Annotated in this window: 24 protein-coding genes; 16 read left to right on the top strand and 8 right to left on the bottom strand. The window is 72.9% G+C overall.

Translation table 11 applies throughout. The annotated features are described in order from the left end of the window. The first annotated feature begins 25 nt into the window (after positions 1-25). Positions 26-1267: a haloacid dehalogenase-like hydrolase gene (locus ACWGKT_RS22265; RefSeq protein ID WP_453275050.1), complete on the top strand. Its 1242-nt coding sequence runs from the start codon at positions 26-28 to the stop codon at positions 1265-1267. 49 nt (positions 1268-1316) lie between these two features. Here the strand turns inward: ACWGKT_RS22265 and ACWGKT_RS22260 are convergent, their stop codons facing one another. Together ACWGKT_RS22260 and ACWGKT_RS22255 are read right to left on the bottom strand one after the other, a co-directional pair. Next, the gene (locus tag ACWGKT_RS22260; RefSeq protein ID WP_453275049.1) at positions 1317-2519 is read right to left on the bottom strand and encodes an amino acid deaminase/aldolase; all 1203 of its coding nucleotides are present in this window, start codon (positions 2517-2519) and stop codon (positions 1317-1319) included. 594 nt (positions 2520-3113) lie between these two features. Then, positions 3114-3305 (bottom strand): hypothetical protein, encoded by a 192-nt coding sequence (locus tag ACWGKT_RS22255; protein ID WP_453275048.1) that lies wholly within the window; start codon positions 3303-3305, stop codon positions 3114-3116. A 967-nt stretch (positions 3306-4272) separates the two neighbouring features. Between ACWGKT_RS22255 and ACWGKT_RS22250 the strand changes: the two genes are divergently transcribed. Both ACWGKT_RS22250 and mycP read left to right on the top strand, forming a co-directional pair. Next, positions 4273-5085: a hypothetical protein gene (locus ACWGKT_RS22250; RefSeq protein ID WP_453275089.1), complete on the top strand. Its 813-nt coding sequence runs from the start codon at positions 4273-4275 to the stop codon at positions 5083-5085. Then, a complete protein-coding gene (mycP, locus tag ACWGKT_RS22245) occupies positions 5082-6245 on the top strand; it encodes a type VII secretion-associated serine protease mycosin (protein WP_453275047.1) in 1164 nt (387 codons plus the stop codon). Before ACWGKT_RS22250 ends, mycP begins: the two co-directional genes overlap by 4 nt. 44 nt (positions 6246-6289) lie before the next feature. Here the strand turns inward: mycP and ACWGKT_RS22240 are convergent, their stop codons facing one another. Next, the gene (locus tag ACWGKT_RS22240) at positions 6290-7249 is read right to left on the bottom strand and encodes a serine hydrolase (RefSeq protein WP_453275046.1); all 960 of its coding nucleotides are present in this window, start codon (positions 7247-7249) and stop codon (positions 6290-6292) included. A gap of 169 nt (positions 7250-7418) precedes the next feature. Here ACWGKT_RS22240 and ACWGKT_RS22235 point away from each other — a divergent pair, with 169 nt between their 5' ends. Further along, on the top strand, positions 7419-8150 hold the full coding sequence (locus ACWGKT_RS22235) for an SseB family protein (RefSeq protein ID WP_356143836.1): 732 nt from the start codon (positions 7419-7421) through the stop codon (positions 8148-8150). Positions 8151-8186: 36 nt separating this feature from the next. Here the strand turns inward: ACWGKT_RS22235 and ACWGKT_RS22230 are convergent, their stop codons facing one another. Continuing rightward, positions 8187-8543, bottom strand: coding sequence for a DUF1844 domain-containing protein (locus ACWGKT_RS22230; protein WP_235460527.1), 357 nt, complete (start codon positions 8541-8543; stop codon positions 8187-8189). A gap of 379 nt (positions 8544-8922) precedes the next feature. On the opposite strand from ACWGKT_RS22230, the gene infC reads away from it, so the two are divergent. The 10 genes from infC to ACWGKT_RS22180 all read left to right on the top strand — a co-directional run bounded on the left by infC (position 8923) and on the right by ACWGKT_RS22180 (position 19839). Continuing rightward, positions 8923-9615, top strand: a complete 693-nt coding sequence (gene infC, locus ACWGKT_RS22225) for a translation initiation factor IF-3 (RefSeq protein WP_356143832.1) — start codon at positions 8923-8925, stop codon at positions 9613-9615. 110 nt (positions 9616-9725) lie between these two features. Continuing rightward, complete coding sequence (gene rpmI / locus ACWGKT_RS22220) at positions 9726-9920, top strand: 50S ribosomal protein L35 (protein WP_003977225.1); 195 nt, start codon at positions 9726-9728, stop codon at positions 9918-9920. Positions 9921-10032: 112 nt separating this feature from the next. Next, the gene (gene rplT, locus ACWGKT_RS22215) at positions 10033-10416 is read left to right on the top strand and encodes a 50S ribosomal protein L20 (RefSeq protein ID WP_055492778.1); all 384 of its coding nucleotides are present in this window, start codon (positions 10033-10035) and stop codon (positions 10414-10416) included. A gap of 98 nt (positions 10417-10514) precedes the next feature. Further along, complete coding sequence (locus tag ACWGKT_RS22210; RefSeq protein WP_235460529.1) at positions 10515-11375, top strand: TrmH family RNA methyltransferase; 861 nt, start codon at positions 10515-10517, stop codon at positions 11373-11375. Positions 11376-11426: 51 nt separating this feature from the next. After that, complete coding sequence (locus ACWGKT_RS22205) at positions 11427-12554, top strand: ATP-binding protein (protein WP_453275045.1); 1128 nt, start codon at positions 11427-11429, stop codon at positions 12552-12554. Positions 12555-12680: 126 nt separating this feature from the next. Next, positions 12681-13802 carry a phenylalanine--tRNA ligase subunit alpha gene (gene pheS / locus ACWGKT_RS22200; RefSeq protein WP_453275044.1) on the top strand — a complete coding sequence of 374 codons (1122 nt, stop codon included), beginning with the start codon at positions 12681-12683 and terminating at the stop codon, positions 13800-13802. Then, positions 13802-16315 carry a phenylalanine--tRNA ligase subunit beta gene (gene pheT / locus ACWGKT_RS22195; RefSeq protein WP_453275043.1) on the top strand — a complete coding sequence of 838 codons (2514 nt, stop codon included), beginning with the start codon at positions 13802-13804 and terminating at the stop codon, positions 16313-16315. The genes pheS and pheT overlap by 1 nt, the downstream gene beginning before the upstream one ends. A 248-nt stretch (positions 16316-16563) precedes the next feature. After that, positions 16564-17673, top strand: a complete 1110-nt coding sequence (locus tag ACWGKT_RS22190; RefSeq protein ID WP_453275042.1) for a PP2C family protein-serine/threonine phosphatase — start codon at positions 16564-16566, stop codon at positions 17671-17673. A gap of 221 nt (positions 17674-17894) precedes the next feature. Beyond that, positions 17895-19235, top strand: a complete 1341-nt coding sequence (locus ACWGKT_RS22185; protein WP_356143820.1) for a transcriptional regulator — start codon at positions 17895-17897, stop codon at positions 19233-19235. A gap of 67 nt (positions 19236-19302) precedes the next feature. After that, positions 19303-19839: an NUDIX hydrolase gene (locus ACWGKT_RS22180; protein WP_453275041.1), complete on the top strand. Its 537-nt coding sequence runs from the start codon at positions 19303-19305 to the stop codon at positions 19837-19839. Here ACWGKT_RS22180 and ACWGKT_RS22175 read toward each other — a convergent pair. Both ACWGKT_RS22175 and ACWGKT_RS22170 read right to left on the bottom strand, forming a co-directional pair. Continuing rightward, positions 19836-20093 carry a hypothetical protein gene (locus ACWGKT_RS22175; RefSeq protein ID WP_356143816.1) on the bottom strand — a complete coding sequence of 86 codons (258 nt, stop codon included), beginning with the start codon at positions 20091-20093 and terminating at the stop codon, positions 19836-19838. The two genes, ACWGKT_RS22180 and ACWGKT_RS22175, sit on opposite strands and share 4 nt — an antisense overlap. Positions 20094-20285: 192 nt before the next feature. Continuing rightward, positions 20286-21161: a 3-hydroxybutyryl-CoA dehydrogenase gene (locus ACWGKT_RS22170; protein ID WP_356143814.1), complete on the bottom strand. Its 876-nt coding sequence runs from the start codon at positions 21159-21161 to the stop codon at positions 20286-20288. A 170-nt stretch (positions 21162-21331) separates the two neighbouring features. Here ACWGKT_RS22170 and ACWGKT_RS22165 point away from each other — a divergent pair, with 170 nt between their 5' ends. Further along, on the top strand, positions 21332-22594 hold the full coding sequence (locus ACWGKT_RS22165) for a glycoside hydrolase family 10 protein (protein WP_453275040.1): 1263 nt from the start codon (positions 21332-21334) through the stop codon (positions 22592-22594). Position 22595: 1 nt separating this feature from the next. On the opposite strand, the gene ACWGKT_RS22160 is transcribed toward ACWGKT_RS22165, so the two are convergent. Together ACWGKT_RS22160 and ACWGKT_RS22155 are read right to left on the bottom strand one after the other, a co-directional pair. Continuing rightward, positions 22596-22799, bottom strand: a complete 204-nt coding sequence (locus ACWGKT_RS22160) for a DUF1918 domain-containing protein (RefSeq protein ID WP_453275039.1) — start codon at positions 22797-22799, stop codon at positions 22596-22598. Positions 22800-22811: 12 nt separating this feature from the next. Next, a complete protein-coding gene (locus ACWGKT_RS22155) occupies positions 22812-23729 on the bottom strand; it encodes a DMT family transporter (RefSeq protein WP_453275038.1) in 918 nt (305 codons plus the stop codon). On the opposite strand from ACWGKT_RS22155, the gene ACWGKT_RS22150 reads away from it, so the two are divergent. Then, positions 23728-25170 (top strand): aminotransferase-like domain-containing protein, encoded by a 1443-nt coding sequence (locus tag ACWGKT_RS22150; protein WP_453275037.1) that lies wholly within the window; start codon positions 23728-23730, stop codon positions 25168-25170. The genes ACWGKT_RS22155 and ACWGKT_RS22150 overlap by 2 nt on opposite strands. The last annotated feature ends 75 nt before the right edge of the window (positions 25171-25245 follow it).

The following is a 25245-nucleotide window of genomic DNA, read 5'->3' as shown; positions in this document are numbered from 1 at the left end:
GGACGAACGGTACGGTTCGGGTCGTATGCGACTGCCTCTCGCGTGGACCCTGGTCGCGGCCGCCGCCCTGGCGGCCGCACCCACCGCACCGGCCACCGGCGCACCCGCCCGCTGCCCCCGGCTGACCGGCAGCTGGCAGGGCGACAACCGCGCCCACCTCCAGCAGGTCATCGACGACCACGGCACCTGCGCCGGCCCCGACCGCCGGCCCCGCCCGGTCGCGGCCTTCGACTGGGACAACACGGTCACCAAGAACGACGTCACCGACGCCACCCTGTCCTGGGCCCTGCGGCACGACGCACTCCTGCGCCCCGCCCGCTGGAAGGACACCAGCGCGTGGCTCACCGACGCGGCCGACCGGGCCCTCACCGAGGCCTGCGGCACCGGCGTCCGCGCGCCCCTGCCCACCTCCACCCGGCCCCGCTGCACGGACGAGATCCTCGAAATCCGCGAGAACGCCACCACCATGAGCGGCGCCCCGGCCTTCGCCGGCACCTGGAACCACCGGCGCACCGTCCCGCAGTACGCCTGGATCCCGCAGCTCTTCGCGGGCCGCACCCCCGCCGAACTCTCCGCCTACGCCCGAGCCGCCCGCCGCGAGGCCCTGGCCGCCCCCGTCGGCGCGACCCGCGTCCTCGGCACCCACACCGTTCCCGCCTACGTCCGCTACTACGACCAGATGCGCGACCTGATCCGCACGCTGCGGCGGGCCGGAATCACGGTCTACATCGTCTCCGCCGGCGCCGAACCGATCACCGAGGTCTGGTCCCGCGGCCTCGGCATCGACGCGGCGCACACCGTCGCCATCCGCTCGGTCCTCGACCGCCACGGCCGCCTCACCACCCGCACCGAGGGCTGCGGCGGCCTGCCGGCGACCCGCGGCGAGGCGATCCCGTACATCGACGGCAAGCGCTGCTGGATCAACCAGGAGGTGTACGGCATCCACGGCGCCGCGGCCTGGCAACGCCGGCCCCGGACGCGGCGGCCGGTCCTCGCCGCCGGCGACGCCGACACCGACGTCACCTTCGTCGGCGACGCCACCGCCGCGCATCTGGTCGTCAACCGGAACAAGCCCGAGCTGATGTGCCGGGCCTACGAGGACGCCGACGGACGCTGGCTGGTCAACCCGATGTTCATCGACCCGCTGCCGCGCAGGACCGACCCGTATCCGTGCTCCACCTCGGCCTACACGGCCCCGGACGGCACCCACGGACCGCTCCGGCATCCGGACGGCTCGGTGCTGCCGGACCTCTTCGACGCCGGGTAGGTCCAGGTGGGCCGGACGGGGCGGGCGTGGCCGGCGGCCGCGCTCGGGCTCAGAGGAAGGTCTGCCCCTCACCCCGGTAGGTGGGCACGGTCGCCGTCACCGCGTCCCCCTCGATCAGGTGCAGCGTGTCGAAGCGCTCGCACAGCTCACCGGCCTTGGCGTGCCGGAACCACACCTTGTCGCCGATGAGCAGGTCGTCGGCGGGCGAGCCGAGCAGCGGCGTCTGCACCTCGCCGGGGCCCTCCTGCGGGTCGTACCGCAGCCCCTCCGGGAGGTACGGCACCGGCAGCCGGTCGGCTCCGGCCGCGCCGGAGGCGGGGTAGCCGCCGCCGAGCACGGTCACGACGCCCACCCCCGGCCGTCGCACGACGGGCTGGGCGAACAGCGCGGCGGGCCGCCCCTTGAAGGACGTGTAGGTGTCGAAGAGCCGGGGCACGTAGAGCCCGGAACCGGCCGCGATCTCGGTGACGGCGTCCTCGGCCGCGGTGTGCTGCACACTGCCCGTGCCGCCGCCGTTGACGAACTCCAGGTCCGGCGCCACGGCCCGGACCGCCCGCACCACGGCGGCACGGCGCTCGGCCAGCTCACGGCGGGCGGTCGCCTGCATCAGCCGTATCGCCCGCGACCGCAGCGGCCGGCCCGCCAGGCTGTCCCCGACACCGGCGACGTGCCCCTCGTACGCCATGATCCCGACCAGCCTGAACCCGGGCCGCCGCGCCACGGTCCGCGCCAGGTCGGCGACCTGGGCGGGGGAGTGCAGGGGCGAACGACGCGCTCCCACGCGCACGCGCCCGCCGAACAGCTTCAGCGAGGTGTCCAACTCCAGGCAGACACGGACGACCTCACGGCCGCCGGAGCGGGAGGCGTCGATGAGGTCGAGCTGGGCGGGGTCGTCGATCATGACGGTGAGCGCGGCGGCGAGCTTGGGGTCGGCGGCCAGTTCGCCGAAGCCGGACCGGTCGGCGGACGGGTAGGCGAGCAGCACGTCCTCGAATCCCGAGCGCGCGAGCCACAGGGACTCCGCGAGCGTGAAGGACATGATCCCCGCGAAGCCCTCCTTGGCCAGGACCCGTTCGAGCAGGGCCCGGCAGCGGACGGACTTGCTCGCGACCCGGACCGGCTTGCCGCCGGCCCGGCGGACGAGATCGTCCGCGTTGGCGTCGAAGGCGTCCAGGTCCACGATCGCGACAGGAGCGTCGAGATGGGCGGTGGCCCGGTCGTAACGGGCCCGGGCGGCGGCTCGCGCAGTCATGAACGCAGCCTGCCAGACAGGATTACCGCAGGGTAGGGGGACGTTCCGGGCAGATGCCCCGGCGTCGCGGACCGGTTCCCGTTCGCCGGGCGACAACCCGTAGAGTGACGCGCACGCACGACGGAACGACTCCGGCCGCCTGCCCTGCGCCGGGATGCGGTTCCGCGTGTGCGGGTATGGCTGCCACACCGGCTCCGGCCGACGACCAGGACGACCCGTGTACGAGGAAACGGCCCGGGCACGAGGAAACGGGGGGTGCATGAGCACGGAATCCCGCCACGCCCCCGGCCCTGAGCAGGGCCCGACGAATCCCGAGTTCGGCTCCCCGACGGCTGAGGAAGCCGGGTCCGGGGGGCGTGCGGCCGGGGTGGATTCTTCGGCGGGGCGGCGTGTGGCGGGGCGGGATGTTCCGGCGGGCCGGGGTGCGGCCGCGGCGGATGCTCCGGGTGACTGGCGTGCGGCTGGGCCGGATGTTCCGGGTGACTGGCGTGCCGCTGGGCCGGGGGTCTCGGCGGGCCGGAGTGCCTCTGGGCCGGACGTTCCGGTGAGTCGGCGTGCGGCCGGGCCTGATGTCGATGTTTTCGGGGGGATCCGTCAGGGTCGGGTGGACGCCCCGCTGAGCAGCCGTGCCGTCGGTGTGGACAGGGACGCTTCCTCGGGGGTGCGGGTGTCGGACGGGTCGGTGCGGGCGGATTCCGGCAGGTCCGTGGCACCGCGCGGCGGGAGCGGCGGCGAGGCCGACGGGGCCCGTGCCGTGCCCGGTGCCCGGGACTCCCGTGCTCGCATTCCCCACCTCCGCCCGTCCCGCGTGCCGCAGGGCACCGCGCCCACGTCTCCGCCACCGCCGCCGGCCTCGGCCCGCTTCCCGGACGCGCCGCCCGCCACGGGGGCGCGTGGCGAGAACGCCGACCGGGTCACTCCCGGTGCCACACCGCCCAGGCCGGACCAGGCCCCCAGGGTGTCGTTCCTGCGTCCCTACGCCCCGGCCGAGCCCCGCCCGGAAACGACCGCCGGCCTGAGCCCGACGCCGCCCACGACGAACCCCGAGCCGCCGACTCGCCGCGCCTCCCCACCGACGGTCCCTGCCACGCGCCAGGGCTCCGCCGGCATACCCCCCAGACCGACCACGCCGCCGACGGCACCCACCGCGCGCCCCACGCGCACGGATTTCGGCCGCCGCGCCGACGCCGAGCGACTCACCGATTCCGGCCGCCTCACGGATGCGGACTGGCGCGGGGACGTCGACGGCCGTACGGATGCCGGCCGGCGCGGGGGCGGCGACCGGCGGGCGGATGCCGACGGGCGCCCTGACGCGGACCGGCGTACCGACTCCGGCCGGAACTCCGATTCCGCCACCCTGCCGCAGTCCGGCCCCGCCGGAACCGTGCCCGAGGCGCGGACCACACCGGCTCCCACCGCACCTCGTCGTCCTGCGTCCAGCACGACGCCCGGCGAGCCGCGCCAGGCCGCTACTCCGTCGGCGCCGCCCTCGGCACCGCGCCCGGCCGGCCCCCCGACATCGTCGCCGGTGACCTCCGTGCCGTCGCGACCTGCCGTTCCTCCGGCGCCTCCCGCGGCGAATGCCGCGCCGCCGCGCCCGACCATGCCCCCGGCCGCGCCCTCGGCGAGCCCCACCCCCACCACCCCCTCGCGGCCCGGTGCATCCGCGTACCCATCGCCCGGTGCCGCACTGTCCCCGGACCCGGCTCTTTCCTGGAGCGCGGGTACGGAGTCGGGTTCGGCGCGGCCCGTGGTGTCGTTCGCCGAGGTCGAGGGGTACGACGAGCGGGGGCGGGCCCGGCCGTTGGGGATGCGGGGGCGGTCCCGGGCCGCTGCCGCCGGTGCCTGCGTGGTGCTCGGGCTCGGGCTGATCGGCGGCGCCGTGGCCGGGAGCTGGCTCTCCGGTGACCACGGGGGACCGGGCGCCGGCGACAAGTTCGCCACGGCCGGCACCCTGTGGCACAGCGTCCCCGTGGACGACCTGTTCCCGCCCGTCGTCAACGGACAGGGCGCCGGCCCCGGCGGAGCCGACCGCACCTGGACGCGCATCGCCGTCGCCGAGGACAGCGGCTGCGCCAACGCCTTCGACCCGCTGCTGCGCAAGGCCCTCGCCCCCGTCGGCTGCCAGCGCCTGCTCCGCGCCGCCTACACCGACGCCACCCAGAGCTACGTCACCACCGTCGGACTGCTCTTCACCAAGGGCGACTCCGCCGCCATGTCCTCCCTCGCCGCCCGCTTCAAGGCCGAGGGCCTGGACCGCCGTACCGACTTGGTGCCCCGCCCGTACGCCGCGAAGGGCACCGTCGCCGCCGCCTTCGGGAGCAGACAGCGCGCCTCCTGGACCATCTCCGTCCTGACCGACGCCCCGGTCGTCGCCTACGCCGTCTCCGGCTGGGCGGACGGACGGACCGTCGACACGCCGCAGCCGGCCGCCGACGCCAGTCAGTCCGGCGCCACCACGCCCCCCGCCCAGGCCGGCCTCGGCCAGGAGGCACAGGGCCTGGCCGACCGCGTCGTACGGCGCCTGCGCACGACCGTCGGCTCGGCCACGGAGCAGCCCTCATGAAGCGCATCGCCCGCTCCGCGGCCCTGAGCCTGCTCCTCGCCGGCTCCGTCGCCCTCCTGCCCTCCACCACCGCGTACGCGGACAGCATTCGCGCCCAGCAGTGGGCCCTGTCCGCCATGCACACCCAGCAGGCCTGGCAGACCACCAAGGGCAAGGGCATCACCGTCGCCGTCCTGGACACCGGCGTCGAGGCCGACCACCCCGACCTCGACGGCAACGTCCTGCCCGGCAAGGACCTGATCGGCTTCGGCGCGAGGCGCGGCGACCGCGCCTGGGCCCGGCACGGCACGGCCATGGCCGGCATCATCGCCGGTCACGGCCACGGCCCCGGTGACTCTGAGGGCGTCCTGGGCATCGCCCCGGAGGCCAAGGTCCTGCCCGTCCGGGTGATCCTCGAAGACGGCGACACCGCCCGCGGCAAGGCCCGCTCCACCCGTGGCAACGCCCTCTCCGAAGGCATCCGCTGGGCCGCCGACCACGGCGCCGACGTCATCAACCTCTCCCTCGGCGACGACTCCGCCTCCGCGCACCCGGAACCGAGTGAGGACGAGGCCGTGCAGTACGCCCTCAAGAAGGGCGCCGTCGTCGTCGCCTCCGCCGGCAACGGCGGCGAGAAGGGCGACCACATCTCCTACCCGGCCGCCTACCCGGGCGTCATCGCCGCCACCGCCGTCGACCGCTACGGCACCCGCGCCTCCTTCTCCACCCGCCGCTGGTACGCCACGGTCAGCGCACCCGGCGTCGACGTCGTCATCGCCGACCCGGACCACCGGTACTACCAGGGCTGGGGGACGAGCGCCGCCTCCGCCTTCGTCTCGGGCGCGGTGGCCCTCGTCAAGGCGGCCCACCCGGGGCTGACCCCGGCCCAGATCAAGAAGCTCCTGGAGAAGACCGCCCGCAACGCCCCGAGCGGCGGCCGCGACGACTCCCGCGGCTTCGGCTTCATCGACCCCGCCGCCGCCATCAAGGCCGCCGGCCGCCTCGCACCGAAGGGCCTGCACTCGGCCGCCTACGGCGACAAGTACTTCGGCTCCGGCCCGGACGCCCAACGGGCCGACGGCGACCCCGCCGGCTGGGCGGGCGCCCTCGCGGGCGGTTTCGGCGGCGTCCTGCTGGTCGCGGCGGTGCTCCTGTGGAGAGGCCGCAGACGCACCCACTGAGGGACACGGACGGTCGACCTACGGCCCCGCCGAGGGACGGTGCCCTACGGCGCCGACGTGAACGACTCCACCGCCGCCCTCGCCGCCTCCTCCACCAGCGCGATGCCCTTCGCCTGCGTCGCGTTGCCGTCCGACAGCACGGCCACCAGATAGCCGGCGCCGTCCACCGTCACCCGCCCGATGCTGTTGACGACCCACAGCCCGGTCGTGCTGCGCGGCAGCCACCCGTTCTTCAGGGCCCACGCGGAACCGTCCGCCGCGGCGGAAACACCCCACCGCTGATCGGACTCGATGCTCGTCATCAGCCCCCGCAGATACGCCCGCGAGGCCTCGCTCAGCTCGGAGTCCTCCCCGAACACCTGCCGCAGCAGCGTCAGTTGATCGGCCGCCGTGGTCCGGGTCAGCCCCCACAGCCCGCCCTCGCCGCCCGTCGTGTCCGTGAGCCCCAAGCGCCGGTTCGCCGCGTCGAGCCCGTCGGCCCGGCCGATGGTGTCCCACAGCGCCGACGCGGAGGCGTTGTCGCTGCTCTCGATCATCTTCGTGGCGTACGCCTTCTCGGCCGCGGTGAGGTGCCGCCCCGCGTCCTGCGCCCGCAGCAGCAGCGCCGCCAGGATGTCGACCTTGACGATGCTCGCCGTGTCGAAGGCCCCCGCACCGCGCACGGCGCTCTCCCCGGAGTCCAGGTCGAGGACCGCCGCGGACACCTTGGCCCCGGACGGCACGGTCACCGACGCCATGGCCTTCGTCAGCAGCGCGCCGCGGTCCACCGCCGGCTCCGTCACCGGCTCCACGGATTCCACGGACTCCACCGCTTTCCTCCCCCTCGCCGACGGTGACGCCGCCGAGGATACGGCGCCCGTGCCGGAGTGCGCCCGCGCCTTGACGTACACGGTCCCCGCGGCCGTCACACCGACCATGGCGACGGCGGCGAGCGCGAGGAGGACGAGCGGCCGGCGCCGGGAGGGGCGCGTACGGCGGCGACGGCGGACGCTGGGGGACTCCATGTCCGCGATGCTCGAAGAGGGAACTGTGCGTGCCGTGGGACGGACGTGAGAAGAGGCTCAGGCCGGGCTGAGATTCCGGTGAAAGCGGTGTTCCCGGTGTTCCCGGTGCCGGCCGCGTTCCGGGGGCCGCGCGAGCCCCTCGGCATCCCCGCCGATAAGGTCGGTGACCGTGGCGAACAAGAACATTCCCGACCCCGGTTTCTCCGACGACGACGGCTCCGCCGACCCCCGGCTGAGCGCCGCGCTCGCCGCCTGGGCCGAGGACCGTACCGCCGTGGGCCCCGTTCTGGAGGCGCTCAAGGGCGCCCGGCTGCTCGTCCCGGTCGTGGCCGTACTCGGCGAGGTCGAGGAGGACGAGAACGGGCTGCGCCGCGAGAAGACCAGCGACATGGCCGTACCGACCCTCAAGGCCGGCCACCGCACCGCGCTGCCCGCCTTCACCTCCACGGACGCGCTGGCCCTCTGGGACCCCGACGCCCGCCCGGTCGCCGTACCGCTGCACCAGGCGCTCCAGGCCGCCGCGCACGAGAAGGCGGACACGGTGGTGCTGGACATGTCCGGTCCGGTGCCGTTCGAGCTGACCGGGCCCGCGCTGCTCGCGCTCGCCGAGGGCCGCACCACGACCGACCCGCTCGCCGACCCGGCCGTCCTCGGGGCCGTACGGGCCGCCGTGGCCGCCGAGCCCGCCGTGCTGCGCGCCCACCTCGGCCCCGGGGAGGCGGACGGCACCCTCGCCCTCGTCCTGGACCCGGCCGCCGCGCCCGGCGAGGCCGCCCGCGCCCTCGCCCAGCGCCTCGCCGCCGACGAGACACTCAGGGCCCGCCTGGTGCGCGGCCTCGACCTGGCACTTCTGCCGGCCGGGACGACGCCTCCGGGCGAGCCCTTGTTCGTACGGGATTGAGGCGGCCGTACACGCCGCGCGGGCGAGGGGAAGCGACTAGCCGTAGATCGGGCCGGTGTACTTCTCGCCCGGGCCCTGGCCCGGCTCGTCCGGGACGATCGAAGCCTCGCGGAACGCCAGCTGGAGCGACTTCAGACCGTCGCGCAGCGGCGCCGCGTGGAAGGAACTGATCTCGGTCGCGCTCGCGTCCAGCAGACCGGCCAGGGCGGTCACCAGCTTGCGGGCCTCGTCCAGGTCCTTGTACTTGTCGCCCTCCTCGGTCAGACCGAGCTTCACGGCCGCGGCGCTCATCAGGTTGACGGCGACCGTCACGATCACCTCGACCGCCGGGACCTCGGCGATGTCGCGGGCCATGGAGTCGAAGTCGGGATTCTCAGGAGGGGTCTCACTCATGCCCCACACGATAGGTGCACCGCCCGGCCACCTCTCACCTAGCCCCCAGCGTCCCAATTAGCCCTTCCCCGCCGTTGCTGCTAACCTTGTGTGACGACCGGCCGGACAGGCATGCCGCACGGCTAGCAGGCCCGGCCCACAAGTGGAGGCTCCGATCTCCCACCTGACCGTCCTCCGGGACGGCGGGTCACCCCGGTCAGGCGGCCACCACCGTTCCGTACGGACGGTGGAGTCGCCCGAAAGCGCGCCCCGCGATCTTCGCGGCGGTGCTCCGGCAGTGTTTTTGGAGCCCCGCCTGTGATCGTCCGGGGCATTTTTTGTGCTTCGGCGCGGTTAGGTCTTACGAACAGAGACATACGCGGCTGTCCGCCAGACCGCCGTGTGGTGCTACCGAGGAGGATCCATCAGCGCCGAGCCCCGCATCAACGACCGGATTCGCGTTCCCGAGGTGCGACTTGTCGGTCCCAGTGGCGAGCAGGTGGGCATTGTCCCGCTGGCCAAGGCACTGGAGCTTGCGCAGGAGTACGACCTGGACCTGGTCGAGGTCGCGGCGAACGCCCGTCCGCCTGTGTGCAAGCTCATGGACTACGGGAAGTTCAAGTACGAGTCGGCCATGAAGGCCCGTGAGGCGCGCAAGAACCAGGCGCACACGGTCATCAAGGAGATGAAGCTCCGGCCGAAGATCGACCCGCACGACTATGACACCAAGAAGGGTCACGTCGTCCGGTTCCTCAAGCAGGGCGACAAGGTCAAGATCACGATCATGTTCCGTGGTCGCGAGCAGTCCCGGCCCGAGCTGGGCTACCGACTGCTGCAGCGTCTCGCGGAGGACGTCCAGGACCTCGGTTTCGTCGAGTCGAACCCGAAGCAGGACGGCCGGAACATGATCATGGTTCTCGGTCCGCACAAGAAGAAGACCGAGGCCATGGCCGAGGCCCGTCAGGCGCAGGAAGCCCGCAAGGCGGAGGCGAAGGCCAACCCGGGCCGTTCGCAGAACGCCGCGGACCTCGAGGACGCCGAGATCGCCGAGGCTCCGGCCGAGGCCCCTGCCGAGGCATCCGCCGAGGCGTGATCCCGGGGGACGTGAGTCCCCAGGAAGTAATCGACACAAGAGCGACGCTCCACCGTGCCCGGTTTCACGACCGGGCATCGGAGCGCCACCGACGAGGAGATAACGGCGCTATGCCGAAGAACAAGTCGCACAGCGGTGCCAGCAAGCGCTTCAAGATCACCGGCTCCGGCAAGGTGCTCCGCGAGCGCGCCGGCAAGCGCCACCTGCTCGAGCACAAGTCGTCCCGCGTGACGCGTCGCCTCACCGGCAACGCCGAGATGGCCCCGGGCGACGCCGCGAAGATCAAGAAGCTTCTCGGCAAGTGACGCACCGGCGCGCCTGATCGTCCGAACGATCCGCGCCCTACGTCAGGACCGGGACCCAATCGTTTCCGGGCCGCGTGAAGACAACCGCGGCCCCGCTACAAGGAGTTAAAAAGTGGCACGCGTCAAGCGGGCAGTCAACGCCCACAAGAAGCGCCGGGCGATCCTCGAGCAGGCCTCCGGCTACCGCGGTCAGCGTTCGCGCCTGTACCGCAAGGCCAAGGAGCAGGTCACCCACTCGCTGGTCTACAACTACAACGACCGCAAGAAGCGCAAGGGCGACTTCCGTCAGCTGTGGATCCAGCGCATCAACGCCGCTGCCCGCGCCAACGGCATCACGTACAACCGCTTCATCCAGGGTCTGAAGGCCGCGAACGTCGAGGTCGACCGCAAGATCCTGGCCGAGCTGGCCGTCAACGACGCGGGTGCCTTCGCCGCCCTCGTCGAGGTCGCGCAGAAGGCCCTGCCGGCGGACGTCAACGCCCCCAAGGCTGCCTGACACCCCACCGGCCCCAGGCCGACGTGACTGTACGGACCCGCAGGCTTTCCGGCCTGCGGGTCCGTTGCGCTGTGAACGTACTCCTGAAGGTGAAGAGAATGCCCCCGGCCACCCCAGAACTCATCTCTCCTCGCTCCGCGCGCGTCGCCGCCGCTCGTCGGCTGGCCAAGCGGAACTTCCGGGGCAAGGACCGGCTGTTTCTCGCGGAGGGACCGCAGGCCGTGCGCGAGGCGGCCGGGCACCGGACCGGCGGGACGGACACGCTGGTCGAGCTGTTCGCCACCGTCGAGGCGGCCGAGCGGTACGCCGACATCATCGGCGACGCCCGCGGCGCGGGCGCACGGGTGCACCTCGCCTCCGAGGAAGTGATCGCCGACATCTCCACCACCGTCACCCCGCAGGGGCTCGTCGGGGTGTGCCGGTTCCTCGACACACCGTTCGAGGAGATCCTCGCGGCCCGCCCCAAGCTCGTCGCCGTCCTCGCCAACGTGCGGGACCCCGGGAACGCCGGCACCGTCCTGCGCTGCGCGGACGCCGCCGGCGCCGAGGCCGTCGTACTGACCGACGCCTCCGTGGACCTCTACAACCCCAAGGCCGTCCGCGCCTCCGTCGGCTCCCACTTCCACCTGCCCGTCGCCGTCGGCGTCCCGGTCGACAGGGCCGTCGAAGGGCTCAAGGCCGCCGGGGTGCGCATCCTCGCCGCCGACGGGGCGGGCACCGACGACCTCGACGACGAACTCGACAAGGGCACCATGGGCGGACCCACGGCGTGGGTGTTCGGGAACGAGGCCTGGGGGCTCCCGGAGGACACCCGCGCGCTGGCGGACGCCGTGGTGCGCGTCCCGATCCACGGGAAGGCCGAGAGCCTGAACCTCGCCACCGCGGCCGCCGTATGTCTCTACGCGTCGGCCCGTGCACAGCGCGCCTCCGGAGGGTGCCGCTCCGTCACCGAGAGCTAGTAGGGTGACCAGCTCGGGGGGCCTGCTCCGACGGAGAGGTGGAGTACGGGGATGAGCGTCGGCACGAGCAGTGCGCAGGGAGACCGGGACGCGCGTTGCGTGCCCGCGCCCCGCCACGGTGACCTCGCCGAACTCGGCATCGGCCCCGACGAACTGCCCGACGGCCTCGTCGTCGCGGACGAGCACGGGCACGTCGTCTGCTTCAACGCGGCCGCCGCCCGCATCACCGCCGTGTCCCCCGCCGAGGCCCTCGGCCGGCGCCTGGAGAAGGCGCTGCCCCTGGAGGACCTGGAGGGCCGACGCTGGTGGCAGCTCACCGATCCGTACGGGGGCCTGGCCATCCGGGCCGGCCAGCCCGAGCGCAATCTGCTGCTGCCCGGCGGCCGCGAGGTCCTCGTGTCGGCCCGGTACATCCGCAGCTACCCCACCGGACCCGTCCGCCGCGTCGTGGTGTGCCTGCGGGACACCGAGGCCCGGCGCCGCACCGAGCGCAGCCACGCCGAGCTGATCGCCACCGTCGCCCACGAGCTGCGCTCTCCGCTCACCTCCGTCAAGGGCTTCACCGCCACCCTGCTGGCCAAGTGGGAGCGGTTCACGGACGACCAGAAGCGGCTGATGCTGGAGACCGTCGACGCCGACGCCGACCGCGTCACCCGGCTCATCGCCGAGCTCCTCGACATCTCCCGCATCGACTCCGGACGCCTGGAGCTGCGCCGCCAGCCCGTCGACATCGGCGCGGCCGTCGGCCGGCACATCCAGGCCTACGTCGCCGCCGGTCAGCCCGCCGACCGGTTCCTGCTGCGCATCGAGCAGCCGCTGCCCGCGCTCTGGGCCGACCCGGACAAGATCGACCAGGTGCTCAGCAACCTCATCGAAAATGCCGTGCGGCACGGCGAGGGAACCGTCACCATTGACATCACGACCACGGCCACCGCGGCCAACACCGCCACGTCGGTCACGGTGAGCGACGAGGGGCCCGGCATCCCGGAGGAGTCCATGAACCGCGTCTTCACCCGCTTCTGGCGGGGCAGCAAGCGCGGCGGCACCGGCCTCGGGCTCTACATCGTCAAGGGCATCGTCGAGGTCCACGGCGGCACCATCACGGTCGGCCGCGCCGCCGGCGGCGGCGCCGAGTTCCGATTTACGTTGCCCGTGGGCGCCCCGGCGTATCTCGCCTGACGGCCCACGGGCGCATTCGCACACCCCCACCCCGTTAGACTCGGCCTTTGGCACCTTTGTGTCCTGCACACGGCCCTGAACCGGTCACGGGGACCATCCGCCAGCCAATCGGAAGCACGGGAAGAGATGTCGGCACCGAATAAGTCGTACGACCCTGTCGAGGTCGAGGCGTTGAAACCGGAAGAGATCGAGCGCATGCGGGACGAGGCGCTCGCCGCCTTCGCCGCCGCGGACTCCCTCGACGCGCTCCAGGAGGCCAAGATCGCCCACGCCGGCGGTACGTCTCCGCTGGCCCTCGCCAACCGCGAGATCGGCGCGCTGCCCCCGCACGCCAAGGCCGAGGCCGGCAAGCGTGTCGGCCAGGCCCGCGGCGCCGTGAACAAGGCCTTCGCCGCCCGCCAGGCCGAGCTGGAGGCGGAGCGTGACACCCGCGTCCTGGTCGAGGAGTCGGTGGACGTCACGCTGCCCCACGACCGCGTGCCGGCCGGGGCCCGCCACCCGCTCACCACCCTGTCCGAGCGCATCGAGGACGTCTTCGTGGCCATGGGCTACGAGGTCGCCGAGGGCCCGCAGGTCGAGGCCGAGTGGTTCAACTTCGACGCCCTCAACATCGGCCCGGACCACCCGGCCCGCGGCGAGGCGGACACCTTCTTCGTGCAGGGCGAGAACGGCGGCACCGAGTCCGGTGTCGTGCTGCGCACCCACACGTCGCCGGTCCAGATCCGTTCGCTGCTCGACCGCGAGCTGCCGGTCTACGTGATCTGCCCCGGCCGCGTGTACCGCACCGACGAGCTGGACGCCACGCACACCCCGGTCTTCCACCAGGTCGAGCTGCTCGCCGTGGACGAGGGCCTGACCATGTCCGACCTCAAGGGCACCCTGGACCACATGGTCCAGTCCCTGTTCGGCGAGGGCATGAAGACCCGGCTGCGGCCGAACTTCTTCCCGTTCACCGAGCCGTCCGCCGAGATGGACATGGTGTGCTACGTCTGCCGCGGCGAGTCCGTCGGCAACCCCGACCGCCCCTGCCGCACCTGCTCCTCCGAGGGCTGGATCGAGCTGGGCGGCTGCGGCATGGTCAACCCCAAGGTGCTGACCGCCTGCGGCGTCGACCCGGAGAAGTACAGCGGGTTCGCCTTCGGGTTCGGCATCGAGCGGATGCTGATGTTCCGCCACAACGTCGAGGACATGCGAGACATGGTCGAGGGTGACGTCCGGTTCACCCGGCCGTTCGGGATGGAGATCTGATGCGGGTCCCGCTTTCTTGGCTGCGGGAGTACGTCGACCTGCCGGCGACTGAAACCGGCCGTGACGTGCAGGCCAAGCTCATCGCGACCGGCCTGGAGGTCGAGACGGTCGAGCAGCTCGGCGAGGGCCTCAAGGGTCCCCTCGTCGTGGGTCGCGTGCTGACGATCGAGGAGCTGGAGGGCTTCAAGAAGCCGATCCGCTTCTGCACCGTCGACGTCGGCACCGCCAACGGCACCGGCGAACCCCAGGAGATCGTCTGCGGCGCCCGCAACTTCGCGGTCGGCGACAAGGTCGTCGTGGTGCTGCCGGGCGCCGAGCTGCCCGGTGGGTTCTCGATCAGCGCCCGCAAGACGTACGGCCGGACGTCCCACGGCATGATCTGCTCCAGCGACGAGCTGGGCATGGGCGACGACGGCACCAAGGGCATCATCGTGCTGCCGCCGGAGACCGAGGTCGGCAAGGACGCCATCGAGCTGCTGGAGCTCGTCGACGAGGTCCTCGACATCGCCGTCACCGCCAACCGCGGCGACTGCCTGTCGATCCGCGGCGTCGCCCGCGAGACCGCCATCGCCTACGGCCTGGCCCTGCGCGACCCGGCCCTGATCGACGTACCGGGCCCGAACGCCTTCGGCTACCCGGTCGAGGTCTCCGCGCCGGCCGGCTGCGACCGCTTCACCGCCCGCACCGTCACCGGTCTCGACCCGGAGGCACGCTCCCCGATCTGGCTGCGGCGCCGGCTGCAGAAGGTCGGCATGCGCCCGATCTCGCTCGCCGTCGACATCACCAACTACGTGATGATGGAGCTCGGTCAGCCGCTGCACGCCTACGACCGGCGGTTGGTCCAGGGCACGATCGGCGTGCGCCGCGCCGAGGAGGGCGAGAAGCTCGTCACCCTCGACGGCACCGAGCGCCGGCTGCACGCCGAGGACCTGGTGATCACCGACGAGCGCGGACCGATCGGCCTGGCCGGCGTCATGGGCGGCGCGAACACCGAGATCGCCGACCACGAGGACGTGGAGAACGCCACGACCGAGGTCGTCATCGAGGCCGCGCACTTCGACCAGATCTCCGTCGCGCGCACGGCCCGCCGCCACAAGCTGTCCTCCGAGGCGTCCCGGCGCTTCGAGCGCGGTGTCGACCCGCAGGCCGCGGCCGCCGCCGCCCAGCGCACGGTGGACCTGCTGGTGCTGCTGGCCGGCGGTACCGCCGACGCCGGCGTCACCGAGGTCGTCGCGCCGTCCGCGCCGCACATCATCACCGTCCCCGCCGACCACCCGGACAAGGTGGCGGGCGTGGAGTACGGCCGCGAGACGGTCGTCCGCCGCCTCCAGGAGATCGGCTGCGACGTGTACGGGCAGGACGAGCTCATCGTCACCGTCCCGTCCTGGCGTCCCGACCTCGCCGAGGCGAACGACCTGGCGGAGGAGGTCATCCGCCTGGAGGGCTACGAGGACCTGCCCTCCACGCTGCCCAAGCTCCCCTCGGGCCGCGGCCTGACCCACCGCCAGCGGCTGCACCGCCGCGTCGGCCGCGCGCTGGCCGGCGCCGGGTACGTCGAGGCGCCGAACTATCCGTTCATCGGCGAGCAGGTCTTCGACCAGCTCCTGCTGGAGGCCGACGACCCGAACCGTCGTGTCGTGAAGCTGGCCAACCCGCTCAACGACGAGGAGCCCGCGCTCCGTACGTCGCTGCTGCCGGGCCTGCTCGGTGCGCTGCGGCGCAACGACGGCCGGGGCGCGCACGACCTGGCGCTGTTCGAGACGGGTCTGGTGTTCCACCCGCGGGAGGAGCGGAAGGCCGCCGCGAACCTGCCGGTCGACCGGCGTCCCACCGACGACGAGCTCGCCGAGCTGAACGCCGCGCTGCCCGACCAGCCGCGGCACGTCGCGGCCGTCCTCGCGGGCGCCCGCGAGCAGGCCGGCTGGTGGGGCAAGGGCCGCCCGGGCGACTGGGCCGACGCCGTGGAGGCCGCCCGCGCGGTCGCCCGTGAGGCCGGTGCCGAGCTGATCGTCCGCAAGGGCCAGTACGGTCCGTGGCACCCGGGCCGCACCGCCGAGCTCGTGGTCGTCGCCGACGGCACCGAGCAGGTCGTGGGCCACGCGGGCGAGCTGCACCCGCGCGTCGTCAAGGCACTGGGCCTGCCCCCGCGCACGGCCGCGATGGAGCTGAACCTGGACGCCCTGGAGCAGGTCGGCGACGGCGCTCCGCAGGCGCCGAGCATCTCCTCCTTCCCGGTCGCCACCCAGGACGTTGCCCTCGTCGTCGACGAGTACGTTCCGCACGCGGACGTCGAGGCCGCGCTGCGCGAGGGGGCCGGTGAACTGCTGGAGTCCATCCGGCTGTTCGACGTGTACGAGAACGCCGAGCAGCTGGGCGACGGCAAGAAGTCGCTGGCCTACGCGCTCCGCTTCCGCGCGAAGGACCGCACGCTGACCGTCGACGAGGCCTCGGCGGCCCGCGACACGGCGGTGGCCCTCGCGGGCGAGCGCACGGGGGCCGTGCTGCGCGGCTAGTCGCCGCGGGAGACCGCGCGGTCGATCGGGGGCAGGTCGCCCCTGGCCGACCGCGCGGTCTCCCGCGTTCCGGCGAGCCACTTCAGGCGCCTCACCTGCATAAATGCACGTGTTCTGACATGGCTCACTCATTTGGGTGAGAACTACCGGTGAACCTGCCTTTTCGGGGCAGGCCGTCGACAGAATCGGACCGGCCTTTCGGGGCCGGTCCGTCTGCTCTGTCTGGGCCTCCATGGGGGAACATCGGCATGATCCGTATCAAGGCACGGGCACCCACCCGACGGGTTTTCGTCCGCGGGCCGCACCGCCGATCACGGCGGCGCGCGCTCGCCCTGGCGCTCCCCACGGTCTGGGGCGCCGTGGCGGTGACCTACAAACTGGCCTGCCCGCTCGCCCAGCAGACCGGGCTCGGCGCCCGGATCGCCACCAGTGCCGTGTTCTTCGCGGTCGGGACCGGGCTGGTGTTCCAGGTCCGCCGGGCACTGGTCCGCGAGTTGAGGCAGGTCCGCAAGGTCGCGGGCGCCGCCCAGCGCGTGCTGTTGCGGCCCCTGCCCCCGCGCCTCGACGGCCTGGCCCTCGCCGCCGCCCAGCTCGCCGCCGACCGCGGCGCGGTCATCGGCGGCGACCTGTACGAGGTGATCGCCACCGAACACGGCGTACGTGTCGTGATGGGCGACGTACGCGGCCACGGCCTGGCCGCCATCGGCACGGTCGCCGCCCTCCTCGGCAGCTTCCGCGAGGCGGCCCACGACGAGCCCGGACTGGAGCGCGTCCTGTGCCGTCTGGACCGCGCCCTCGCCCGGCACCTGCGCGAACGCAGCCGCGCGGAACACCCGGCGGGCGGCCAGGAGCCCGAGCACCCGGTCGCCGAGGAGTTCGCCACCGTACTCCTCCTGGAGATCCACCCGGACGGCGAACTGCACGCGCTGAACTGCGGCCATCCCTGGCCGTACCTGATCGGCGCGCACGGCGTCGAGGCCCTCGCCGGGGCCGAACCCCTGCCGCCGCTGGGCCCGTTCCCGCTGCCCCGCGATCTGGAGGTCATACGCTGCGGCCATCTGCTTCCCGGTGAGTCGCTGGTCCTGTACACGGACGGCGCGGCGGACGCGAGGGACGCGCACGGCAGCTTCTTCTCCCTCCCGTCGGTGCTGCGTCGGACGGTGGACGACCGGCCGGTGACGCCGCAGGCCGTCCTGCGTACGGTCTTCACCGCACTGCGACGCCACATCGGTGGCAGGCCGACGGACGACATCGCCCTCCTGGTCCTGCGCAACGAGCGCCGGCACACCCATGCCCTGGGGGCGCGGGGAACCGCGCGGCACGCCCCCACGGACCCGCAGCCGACACCCCATCGGTAGGCACCGCTTCTCGGCCGACCCGGCCGAGTCCGACGGCCGGGCCACCGCACTGTTCGAGGGGGAGCCGGCGGCCCGGCCGGCCTCTTGCGAGGCATTTCAGTCAACCGGCTGCAAACTCTGCGCGACAGTGCGCGCACCGTGCGGATTCGCGTACTCCGTTCACACCCCGTGTGAACGGGCCCGCACTAGTCTGGCGGCACCAGGCCACTCGGGGGGCACACATGCAGCCCAACTCTCTGCTCGACGCGATCCTGGACGAGGCCGGCATCTCGCATGCCGGTCTCGCCGCCCACGTCAACCAGGTGGGCCGTACGCGAGGTCTCGCGCTGCGCTACGAACACACCGCCGTGGCGCGGTGGTTGAAGGGACAGCGGCCACGCGGCCAGGTGCCCGACCTGATCTGCGAGGTGCTCGCGGCCCGGCTGCACCGGCCCGTCACGCTCGACGACATCGGCCTCGGCGTCCCGGGCGAACCCTCGGCCCCGCACACCACCTCGCTGTCCGGCTTCGTCGAACGTGCCACCGCCCTGTGGCGCTCCGACGAGCAGCAACGCCCGCACATACTGGGCGCGCCCGCCGTCACCGGCACCCCCGCCGTCATGCCCGTGTGGGAGTGGGAGAACCCGCCGGAGGACGTGGACGTCTCCCGCGGCGGCCGCCACCGGGTCACCTCGGCCGACATCGAGATGCTCCGCTCCGCCCGCGCCCACTACGAGCAGATGTACCGCAAGGCCGGTGGCATAGCGACCCGCACCCGCATAGTCGGCTTCCTCAACGCCGAGGCGGCCCCGCTGCTGCGCGGCAGCTACACCGACGCCACCGGCCGTCAACTGCACCGCGCCACGGGCGGGTTGGTGGCGATCGCGGGCATCTGCGCGTACGACTCCGACGCGCACGGACTCGCCCAGCGCTACTTCCACCAGGCCCTGCGCCTGGCGAAGGCCAGCGGGGACCGGGGACTTGGGGCGTACGTGATCGCGCTCCTGGTCAACCAGGCGCTGTTCATGCGGGAGTACCGGCAGGCGGTCGCCTTCGCCGAGGCCGCGCTGCGCGCCGCCGGCAAGCACATCACCCCCGCGCTCGCCTCGGACCTGTACGCGATGCAGGCCAAGGCGTACGCCCACCTCGGCGACGGTACGAGCGCGCTGTCCTGCATACGGCGTGCCGAGGCGGCCGCCGAACGCATCCGGCGCGGATACGAGCCCGACGAGACCGGCTATGTCCAGCCGGGACTGGTCAACGTCCAGGTGGCCGAGGCGCTGCTCAGCCTCGGCGAACTCGCGGCCGCCCGCGAGCACGCCGCGGCGGCCGTGGACAACCCCGCCCACGACCGGGGCCGGGTGCACCGGCTCGCCATGCTGAGCACGATCGAACTCCGCCAGGGCAACGCCGACAAAGCGGTGGCCACGGCGGTGCAGATGGCCGAACAGGCCCGCGGGATGGAGTCCCGCCGACTGCGCGACAGACTCCGCGCGGTACGCGAACACCTGGTGCGCAGCGGCTGTGCCGGAACCGCTGAAGCCGCCGAACTCATCGACGGAGCACTGCGCGTACCGCTGTAGGCGCCCTGTGGGCCTGAGGAGTCCCTGCTGCGATATTGCCACTTACTCGGCGGAAGGTGGCAGAACCGTGCAGTGGACGAAACTGAACGAACAAACTGTGTACGCAAACCGCTGGTTCAGCGTCAATCTCGCAGATGTCGAGCTGCCGGACGGCCGGCATCTCGACCACTTCCTGATACGGCTGCGGCCGGTGGCCGTGGCCACGGTGGTGAACGAGGCCAACGAGGTCCTCCTCCTGTGGCGCCACCGTTTCATCACGGACAGCTGGGGGTGGGAACTGGCCGCGGGCGTCGTCGAGGACGGCGAGGACATCGCCCGCGCGGCCGCCAGGGAACTGGAGGAGGAGACCGGCTGGCGGCCGGGGCCCCTGCACCACCTGATGAGCGTGGAGCCGTCCAACGGCCTCACGGACGCTCGGCACCACATCTACTGGGCCGACGAGGGCGAGTACGTCGGACATCCCGTGGACGACTTCGAGTCGGACCGCCGGGAATGGGTCCCCCTCAAGCTCGTCCCCGACATGATCGCCCGTGGGGAGGTCCCGGCCGCCAACATGGCGGCCGCGTTACTCCTGCTGCACAACCTCAGGCTCGCCGATGATTAGTGGGCCAGCGCCTGCCAGACCGTCACGACAAGCGCTCCCAGTGCTGTGAGCGCGGCGACCGAGGGCAGCGGCCAGCGTGCGTGTTCCAGCGAGACCATCCGGGTGTTCAGCTCGTCCAGCTCCTTGGCGGTCTCCTTCGTGCGATGACTGAGCAGGGCCAGTCCTCCCTCGACACGGGCGTACGCCACATCGAGGCGGCGACGTAACTCTGCGAGTTCTCCATGGACCACGGGATGCTCGGGATCGGCGGTCACGGGTCCGCTCCTTTCCGTAGTTGTCTCTCGTCACTTGCATGCGCATCAGGAGTCAACTCGCCTGGTGGGCGCGTGGGGAGCGTGTGCGAAGGGCATATGCGTGCCCGGCGTGCACACGGTGTGTGAAAGGCGCGGGCCCGGCACCGAAAGTCGGTGCCGGGCCCGTGTGAACCGGTGAACTACCGTGTGTAATCAGCCGTAGGTGTAGAAGCCCGAGCCGGTCTTCCGGCCCAGCCGGCCCGCCTCGACCATGCGCTGGAGCAGCGGGGGAGCGGCGTACAGCGGCTCCTTGTACTCCTCGTACATGGAGTTGGCGATGGAGACGATGGTGTCCAGGCCGATCAGGTCGGACAGCCTCAGCGGACCCATGGGGTGGGCGCAGCCCATCTCCATCCCGTTGTCGATGTCCTCGCGGCCCGCGATGCCCGACTCGAACATCCGGATGGCGGACAGCAGGTAGGGCACGAGCAGCGCGTTGACGACGAAGCCGGAGCGGTCCTGGGCGCGGATGGCGTGCTTGCCGAGCAGCTTCTCGGCGAACGTCTGGGCCCGGCCGAGCGTGGTCTCGGAGGTGGTGAGCGCCGGGATCAGCTCTACCAGCTTCTGCACGGGGGCCGGGTTGAAGAAGTGGATGCCGACGACGTGGTCGGGCCGCGAGGTGGCGACCGCCAGCTTCACCAGCGGGATGGAGGAGGTGTTGGAGGCCAGGATCGCGTCCGGCCGCGTCACCACCTGGTCGAGCACCTGGAAGATCTCCGTCTTCACCTGCTCGTTCTCCACGACGGCCTCGATGACCAGGTCGCGGTCGGCGAACTCGCCGAGGTCGGTGGTGAAGCTGAGCCGCTCCAGGGTGGCGTCCCGCTCCTCCGCGCTGATCTTGCCGCGCTCGGCGGCCTTGGCCAGGGAGTTGAACAGCCGGGTACGGCCGATCTCCAGGGCCTCGCCGGTGGTCTCGGCGACCTTCACGTCCAGTCCCGAGCGGGCACACACCTCGGCGATGCCCGCTCCCATCTGGCCGCAGCCCACGACTCCGACGCGTGCGATGTCTCCCGCCGGGATGTCCGTCACATCGGCTCCTTCGCTGATCTTCGGCTGCTCTGACAGGTCCGCTGGTTCGGAGCCTGCTCCGATCGTGCACGTTACTCCCAAGTATCGATGATCGATCGTCCGGGTGGGGGCATCCTGGGGCGCGAGACGATCCGTGACGGAGCGGATCCGCAACGTACGGGGTGTGCCGGATGGGGCGACTGTCACGCAGGGCGCTCGCCGCGGCGGCCCTGGCCACCCTCGCTCCGGTGCGGGGCGCGGCCTCGGAGCCCGGAGGGCCGACCGAGCGCCGGGGCCTGGTCTCGGCACGGGGAGGGCCGCGTGCGCCGACCGAGATGCGGGGCGTGTGGCTGGCGACCGTCGACAACCGCGACTGGCCCTCGCGGACCGGCCTGTCCGCGGCCGAACAGCGCGCCGAGCTGATCGCCCACCTGGACCGGGCGGTCCGCGACCGCCTCAACACGGTGATCTTCCAGGTGCGACCCACGGCCGACGCCCTGTGGCCCTCGCCCTTCGAACCGTGGTCCGGTTTCCTCACCGGGACCCAGGGCACGGCGCCGGGCTGGGACCCGCTGGGCACCGCCGTGACCGAGGCCCACGCCCGGGGCCTGCGGCTGCACGCCTGGTTCAACCCGTACCGGATCGCCAACCACGCGGACCCGACGCGGCTCACCGCCGCGCACCCGGCCCGCGTGCACCCCGAATGGGTGGTGCGCTACGGCGGTCGGCTCTTCTACAACCCCGGCCTGCCCGAGGTCCGAGCCTTCGTCCAGGACGCGATGCTCGACGCGGTGGCGAAGTACCCCGTCGACGCCGTCCACTTCGACGACTACTTCTACCCCTACCCGCTGGCCGGCCAGACCTTCGACGACGACGCCGCGTTCGACAAGTACGGCGCCGCCTTCGCCAACCGGGCCGCCTGGCGGCGCGACAACATCGACAAGCTGGTGACCGAGATCGCCGCCCGGATCAGGAAGCTCCGGCCCGGCACCCGGTTCGGCATCAGCCCGTTCGGGGTGTGGCGCAACGCCTCGAACGACCCCCTGGGCTCGGACACCCGGGCCCTCGTGCAGACGTACGACGACCTGCACGCGGACACCCGCCGATGGGTGCGCGAGCACTGGATCGACTACGTCGTGCCCCAGATCTACTGGCACATCGGCTTCGCCGACGCCGACTACGCCCGCCTCGTGGACTGGTGGGCACAGGTGGCGAACGGCACGCAGACGAGGTTGTACGTGGGGGAGGCGCTCTACAAGGCGGGTGCGGCGGGACAGCCCTCGGCCTGGCAGGACCCGGTGGAGTTGTCCCGGCACCTCACCCTCGCCGCCGGCCACCCGCAGGTGCGCGGGCACGTGTTCTTCGCCGCCAGGGACGTGGCGAAGGACCCGGTCGGGGCGATGGCGCGGGTGATCGCCGACCACTACGGGCAGCCGGCGACTGCCCCGCGCTGACCTACTGCGTGCGGGCCCGCTGTTCCCGGTGCTTGACCTCGCAGTCGGGACCGGGGGCCATCACGGCCTCGTGCCCGTCCGGGAAGCGGACGCGGTACGGCGGGTTGCCTTCCGTACCCATCACTTCGACGACTTCGCTGACCTGGTCGTGTTGGCCGACCACCCTGCCGTGCTGGACAAGCTGGTCGCCCACGGTTGCGCGCATCTGTGGGCCTCCTCACGAACGCGATCGTTGGGTGACGGCGATGCACACGAGCACGGCCGCGGCGGCCAGGGGAGCGGCCGCCGTGAGGTGTTCGCCCAGCAGCAGCACCGACCACACCAGTGTGAGCAGCGGCTGGGCCAACTGCAACTGGCTGGCCTTCGGAACTCCGACGGCCGCCATGCCCCGGTACCAGACGACCAGACCCAGGAACTGCGAGCCCGCCGCCACCCACAGCACACCGGCCACGGAGTGCGCCGTCAGCCGCACGGGTTCGTACGACAGCGCCAGCGCGGCGGCCGGCACGGTCAGCGGCAGACACAGCACCAACGCCCAGCCGATGACCTGCCAGCCCGGCATGACCCGGGCCAGCCGGCCGCCCTCGGTGTAGCCGGCCGCGCACACCAGCAGCGCCGCGAACAGGTAGCCGTCGGCGGCCGTGAGCGCGCCGCCGCTCTGCTGCACGGTGAAGGCGAGCACGGCGGCCGCGCCCGCCAGGGCCGCCACCCAGAAGGTGCGGGAGGGGCGGGTGCCCATGCGCAGGGCGGAGCAGATCGCCGTGGTCAGCGGAAGCAGGCCGACCACCACGGCCGCGTGGGCGGTGGTGGACGTCTCCAGGGCGAGCGTGGACAGCAGGGGGAAGCCGAGCACCACTCCGGCGGCAACCACGGCGAGGCCTAGCCGGTGCCCGCGCTCGGGCAGCGGGATCCGCAGGGCGAACAGACAGCAGCCCGCGATCGTCGCGGCGAGGACGCTCCGTACGGCCACCAGCGCCCAGGGCCCGAAGCCCTCCAGACCCCACGCGGTAGCCGGGAAGGTGAGGGAGAAGGCGACGACACCGAGAGCGGCCTGCAGGGTGCCCAGGCCGGGACGCTCTCGGGGCAGGGTGACCGCTATCGGGCTTGCGCTGGTAGCGCTACTCTGTGCTCTCATGCACGAGAGTAGCAGTGTCACCGAACTGGCGAACCGACTGCGACAGGAACTCCACCGCTACTCACCTGGTGGAAAGCTCCCGTCGAGCCGGACCCTCGTCGAGCGGTTCCGGGTGAGCCCGGTGACCGTCTCGCGCGCCCTGGGACAGTTGGCCGCCGAGGGCCTCGTGATCACCCGGCCCGGCGCCGGCGCCTTCCGCGCGCACCCGCGCGCCGCGGCGGCACCCGCCGGGGACACCTCCTGGCAGGAGGTCGCGCTCAGCGCCGAGGGCGCCGCCGACCTCGTACCGCGCACCGTGGACGCCTCCGGGGTCACGGTCTCGCTCGCCGCCCCGCCGCCCGGCGTGCTGGAGCTCAGCGGCGGCTATCTGCACCCCTCGCTCCAGCCCGAGCGGGCCATGGCCGCCGCGCTCGCCCGCGCCGGGCGGCGCCCCGGCGCCTGGGGGCGGCCGCCCATGGAAGGACTGCCGGAGCTGCGGGAGTGGTTCGCGCGGAGTATCGGCGGCACCGTCGGCGCGGCCGAGGTGCTGGTCTCCGCGGGCGGCCAGGTCGCGCTCGCCACCGCGCTGCGCGCACTCGCCCCGCCGGGCGCGCCGGTGCTCGTCGAGTCGCCCACCTACCCGGGCATGCTGGCGATCGCCCGCGCGGCCGGACTGCGCCCCGTGCCCGTGCCCGTGGACCCCGACGGGGTGCGGCCCGATCTGCTGGCCGATGCCTTCCGGGCCACCGGCGCCCGGGTGTTCGTCTGCCAGCCCCTGTTCCAGAACCCGACCGGCGCGGTCCTCGCCCCAGCCCGGCGCGTCGAGGTGCTGCGCATCGCCCGCGAGGCGGGGGCCTTCGTGGTCGAGGACGACTTCGTCCGCCGGCTGGTGCACGCGGACGCCGGTCCGCTGCCGCGCCCGCTGGCCGCCGAGGACATCGAGAACGCCGACGGAGTCGTGGTGCACGTCGGCTCGCTGACCAAGGCGACCTCGCCCAGCTTCCGGGTGTGCGCCCTGGCCGCCCGCGGCCCGGTCCTGGAGCGGCTGCGCGCCATCCAGGTGGTCGACACCTTCTTCGTCCCGCGCCCCTTGCAGGAGGCGGCGCTCGAACTGGTCGGCTCACCCGCCTGGCCCCGCCATCTGCACACCGTCTCCGCCGAGTTGAAGACCCGCCGCGACGCCATGACGACCGCGCTCCGGCTGCACCTCCCCGAGCTCGCCCTGTCGCACGTCCCGTCCGGCGGTTACCACCTCTGGCTCCGCCTCCCCGACGGCACCGACGACACCGCGCTGACCGGCGCCGCCCTGCGCGCGGGCGTCGCGATCACTCCCGGCCGCCCCTACTTCAGCGCCGAACCCCCGGCCGCCCACATCCGGTTGAGCTTCGCCGCGGTCGCGGGAACGGGGGAGATCGCGGAGGGGGTACGGCGGCTGCGGGCGGCGTGCGACGAGGTGCTTTAGCAACCGGGCGCCGTGGGGACGCGCCGCCGGGGAAACCGTTCGACGCGGGCCCGAGCCGCCTGCGAGCATCCCCGC

Source organism: Streptomyces sp. NPDC054794, assembly GCF_053611585.1.
This window is presented reverse-complemented; position numbering and strand designations above follow the sequence as displayed.

Bases quoted from the DNA above. Each gene is read 5' to 3' on its own strand.
- ACWGKT_RS22265 (WP_453275050.1), top strand. From the start codon at position 26: ATGCGACTGCCTCTCGCGTGGACCCTGGTCGCGGCCGCCGCCCTGGCG.
- ACWGKT_RS22260 (WP_453275049.1), bottom strand. From the start codon at position 2,519: ATGACTGCGCGAGCCGCCGCCCGGGCCCGTTACGACCGGGCCACCGCC.
- ACWGKT_RS22255 (WP_453275048.1), bottom strand. From the start codon at position 3,305: ATGCGAGCACGGGAGTCCCGGGCACCGGGCACGGCACGGGCCCCGTCG.
- mycP (WP_453275047.1), top strand. From the start codon at position 5,082: ATGAAGCGCATCGCCCGCTCCGCGGCCCTGAGCCTGCTCCTCGCCGGC.
- ACWGKT_RS22240 (WP_453275046.1), bottom strand. From the start codon at position 7,249: ATGGAGTCCCCCAGCGTCCGCCGTCGCCGCCGTACGCGCCCCTCCCGG.
- ACWGKT_RS22230 (WP_235460527.1), bottom strand. From the start codon at position 8,543: ATGAGTGAGACCCCTCCTGAGAATCCCGACTTCGACTCCATGGCCCGC.
- rpmI (WP_003977225.1), top strand. From the start codon at position 9,726: ATGCCGAAGAACAAGTCGCACAGCGGTGCCAGCAAGCGCTTCAAGATC.
- ACWGKT_RS22210 (WP_235460529.1), top strand. From the start codon at position 10,515: ATGCCCCCGGCCACCCCAGAACTCATCTCTCCTCGCTCCGCGCGCGTC.
- ACWGKT_RS22205 (WP_453275045.1), top strand. From the start codon at position 11,427: ATGAGCGTCGGCACGAGCAGTGCGCAGGGAGACCGGGACGCGCGTTGC.
- pheS (WP_453275044.1), top strand. From the start codon at position 12,681: ATGTCGGCACCGAATAAGTCGTACGACCCTGTCGAGGTCGAGGCGTTG.
- pheT (WP_453275043.1), top strand. From the start codon at position 13,802: ATGCGGGTCCCGCTTTCTTGGCTGCGGGAGTACGTCGACCTGCCGGCG.
- ACWGKT_RS22190 (WP_453275042.1), top strand. From the start codon at position 16,564: ATGATCCGTATCAAGGCACGGGCACCCACCCGACGGGTTTTCGTCCGC.
- ACWGKT_RS22185 (WP_356143820.1), top strand. From the start codon at position 17,895: ATGCAGCCCAACTCTCTGCTCGACGCGATCCTGGACGAGGCCGGCATC.
- ACWGKT_RS22165 (WP_453275040.1), top strand. From the start codon at position 21,332: ATGGGGCGACTGTCACGCAGGGCGCTCGCCGCGGCGGCCCTGGCCACC.
- ACWGKT_RS22160 (WP_453275039.1), bottom strand. From the start codon at position 22,799: ATGCGCGCAACCGTGGGCGACCAGCTTGTCCAGCACGGCAGGGTGGTC.
- ACWGKT_RS22150 (WP_453275037.1), top strand. From the start codon at position 23,728: ATGCACGAGAGTAGCAGTGTCACCGAACTGGCGAACCGACTGCGACAG.
- ACWGKT_RS22155 (WP_453275038.1), bottom strand. From the start codon at position 23,729: ATGAGAGCACAGAGTAGCGCTACCAGCGCAAGCCCGATAGCGGTCACC.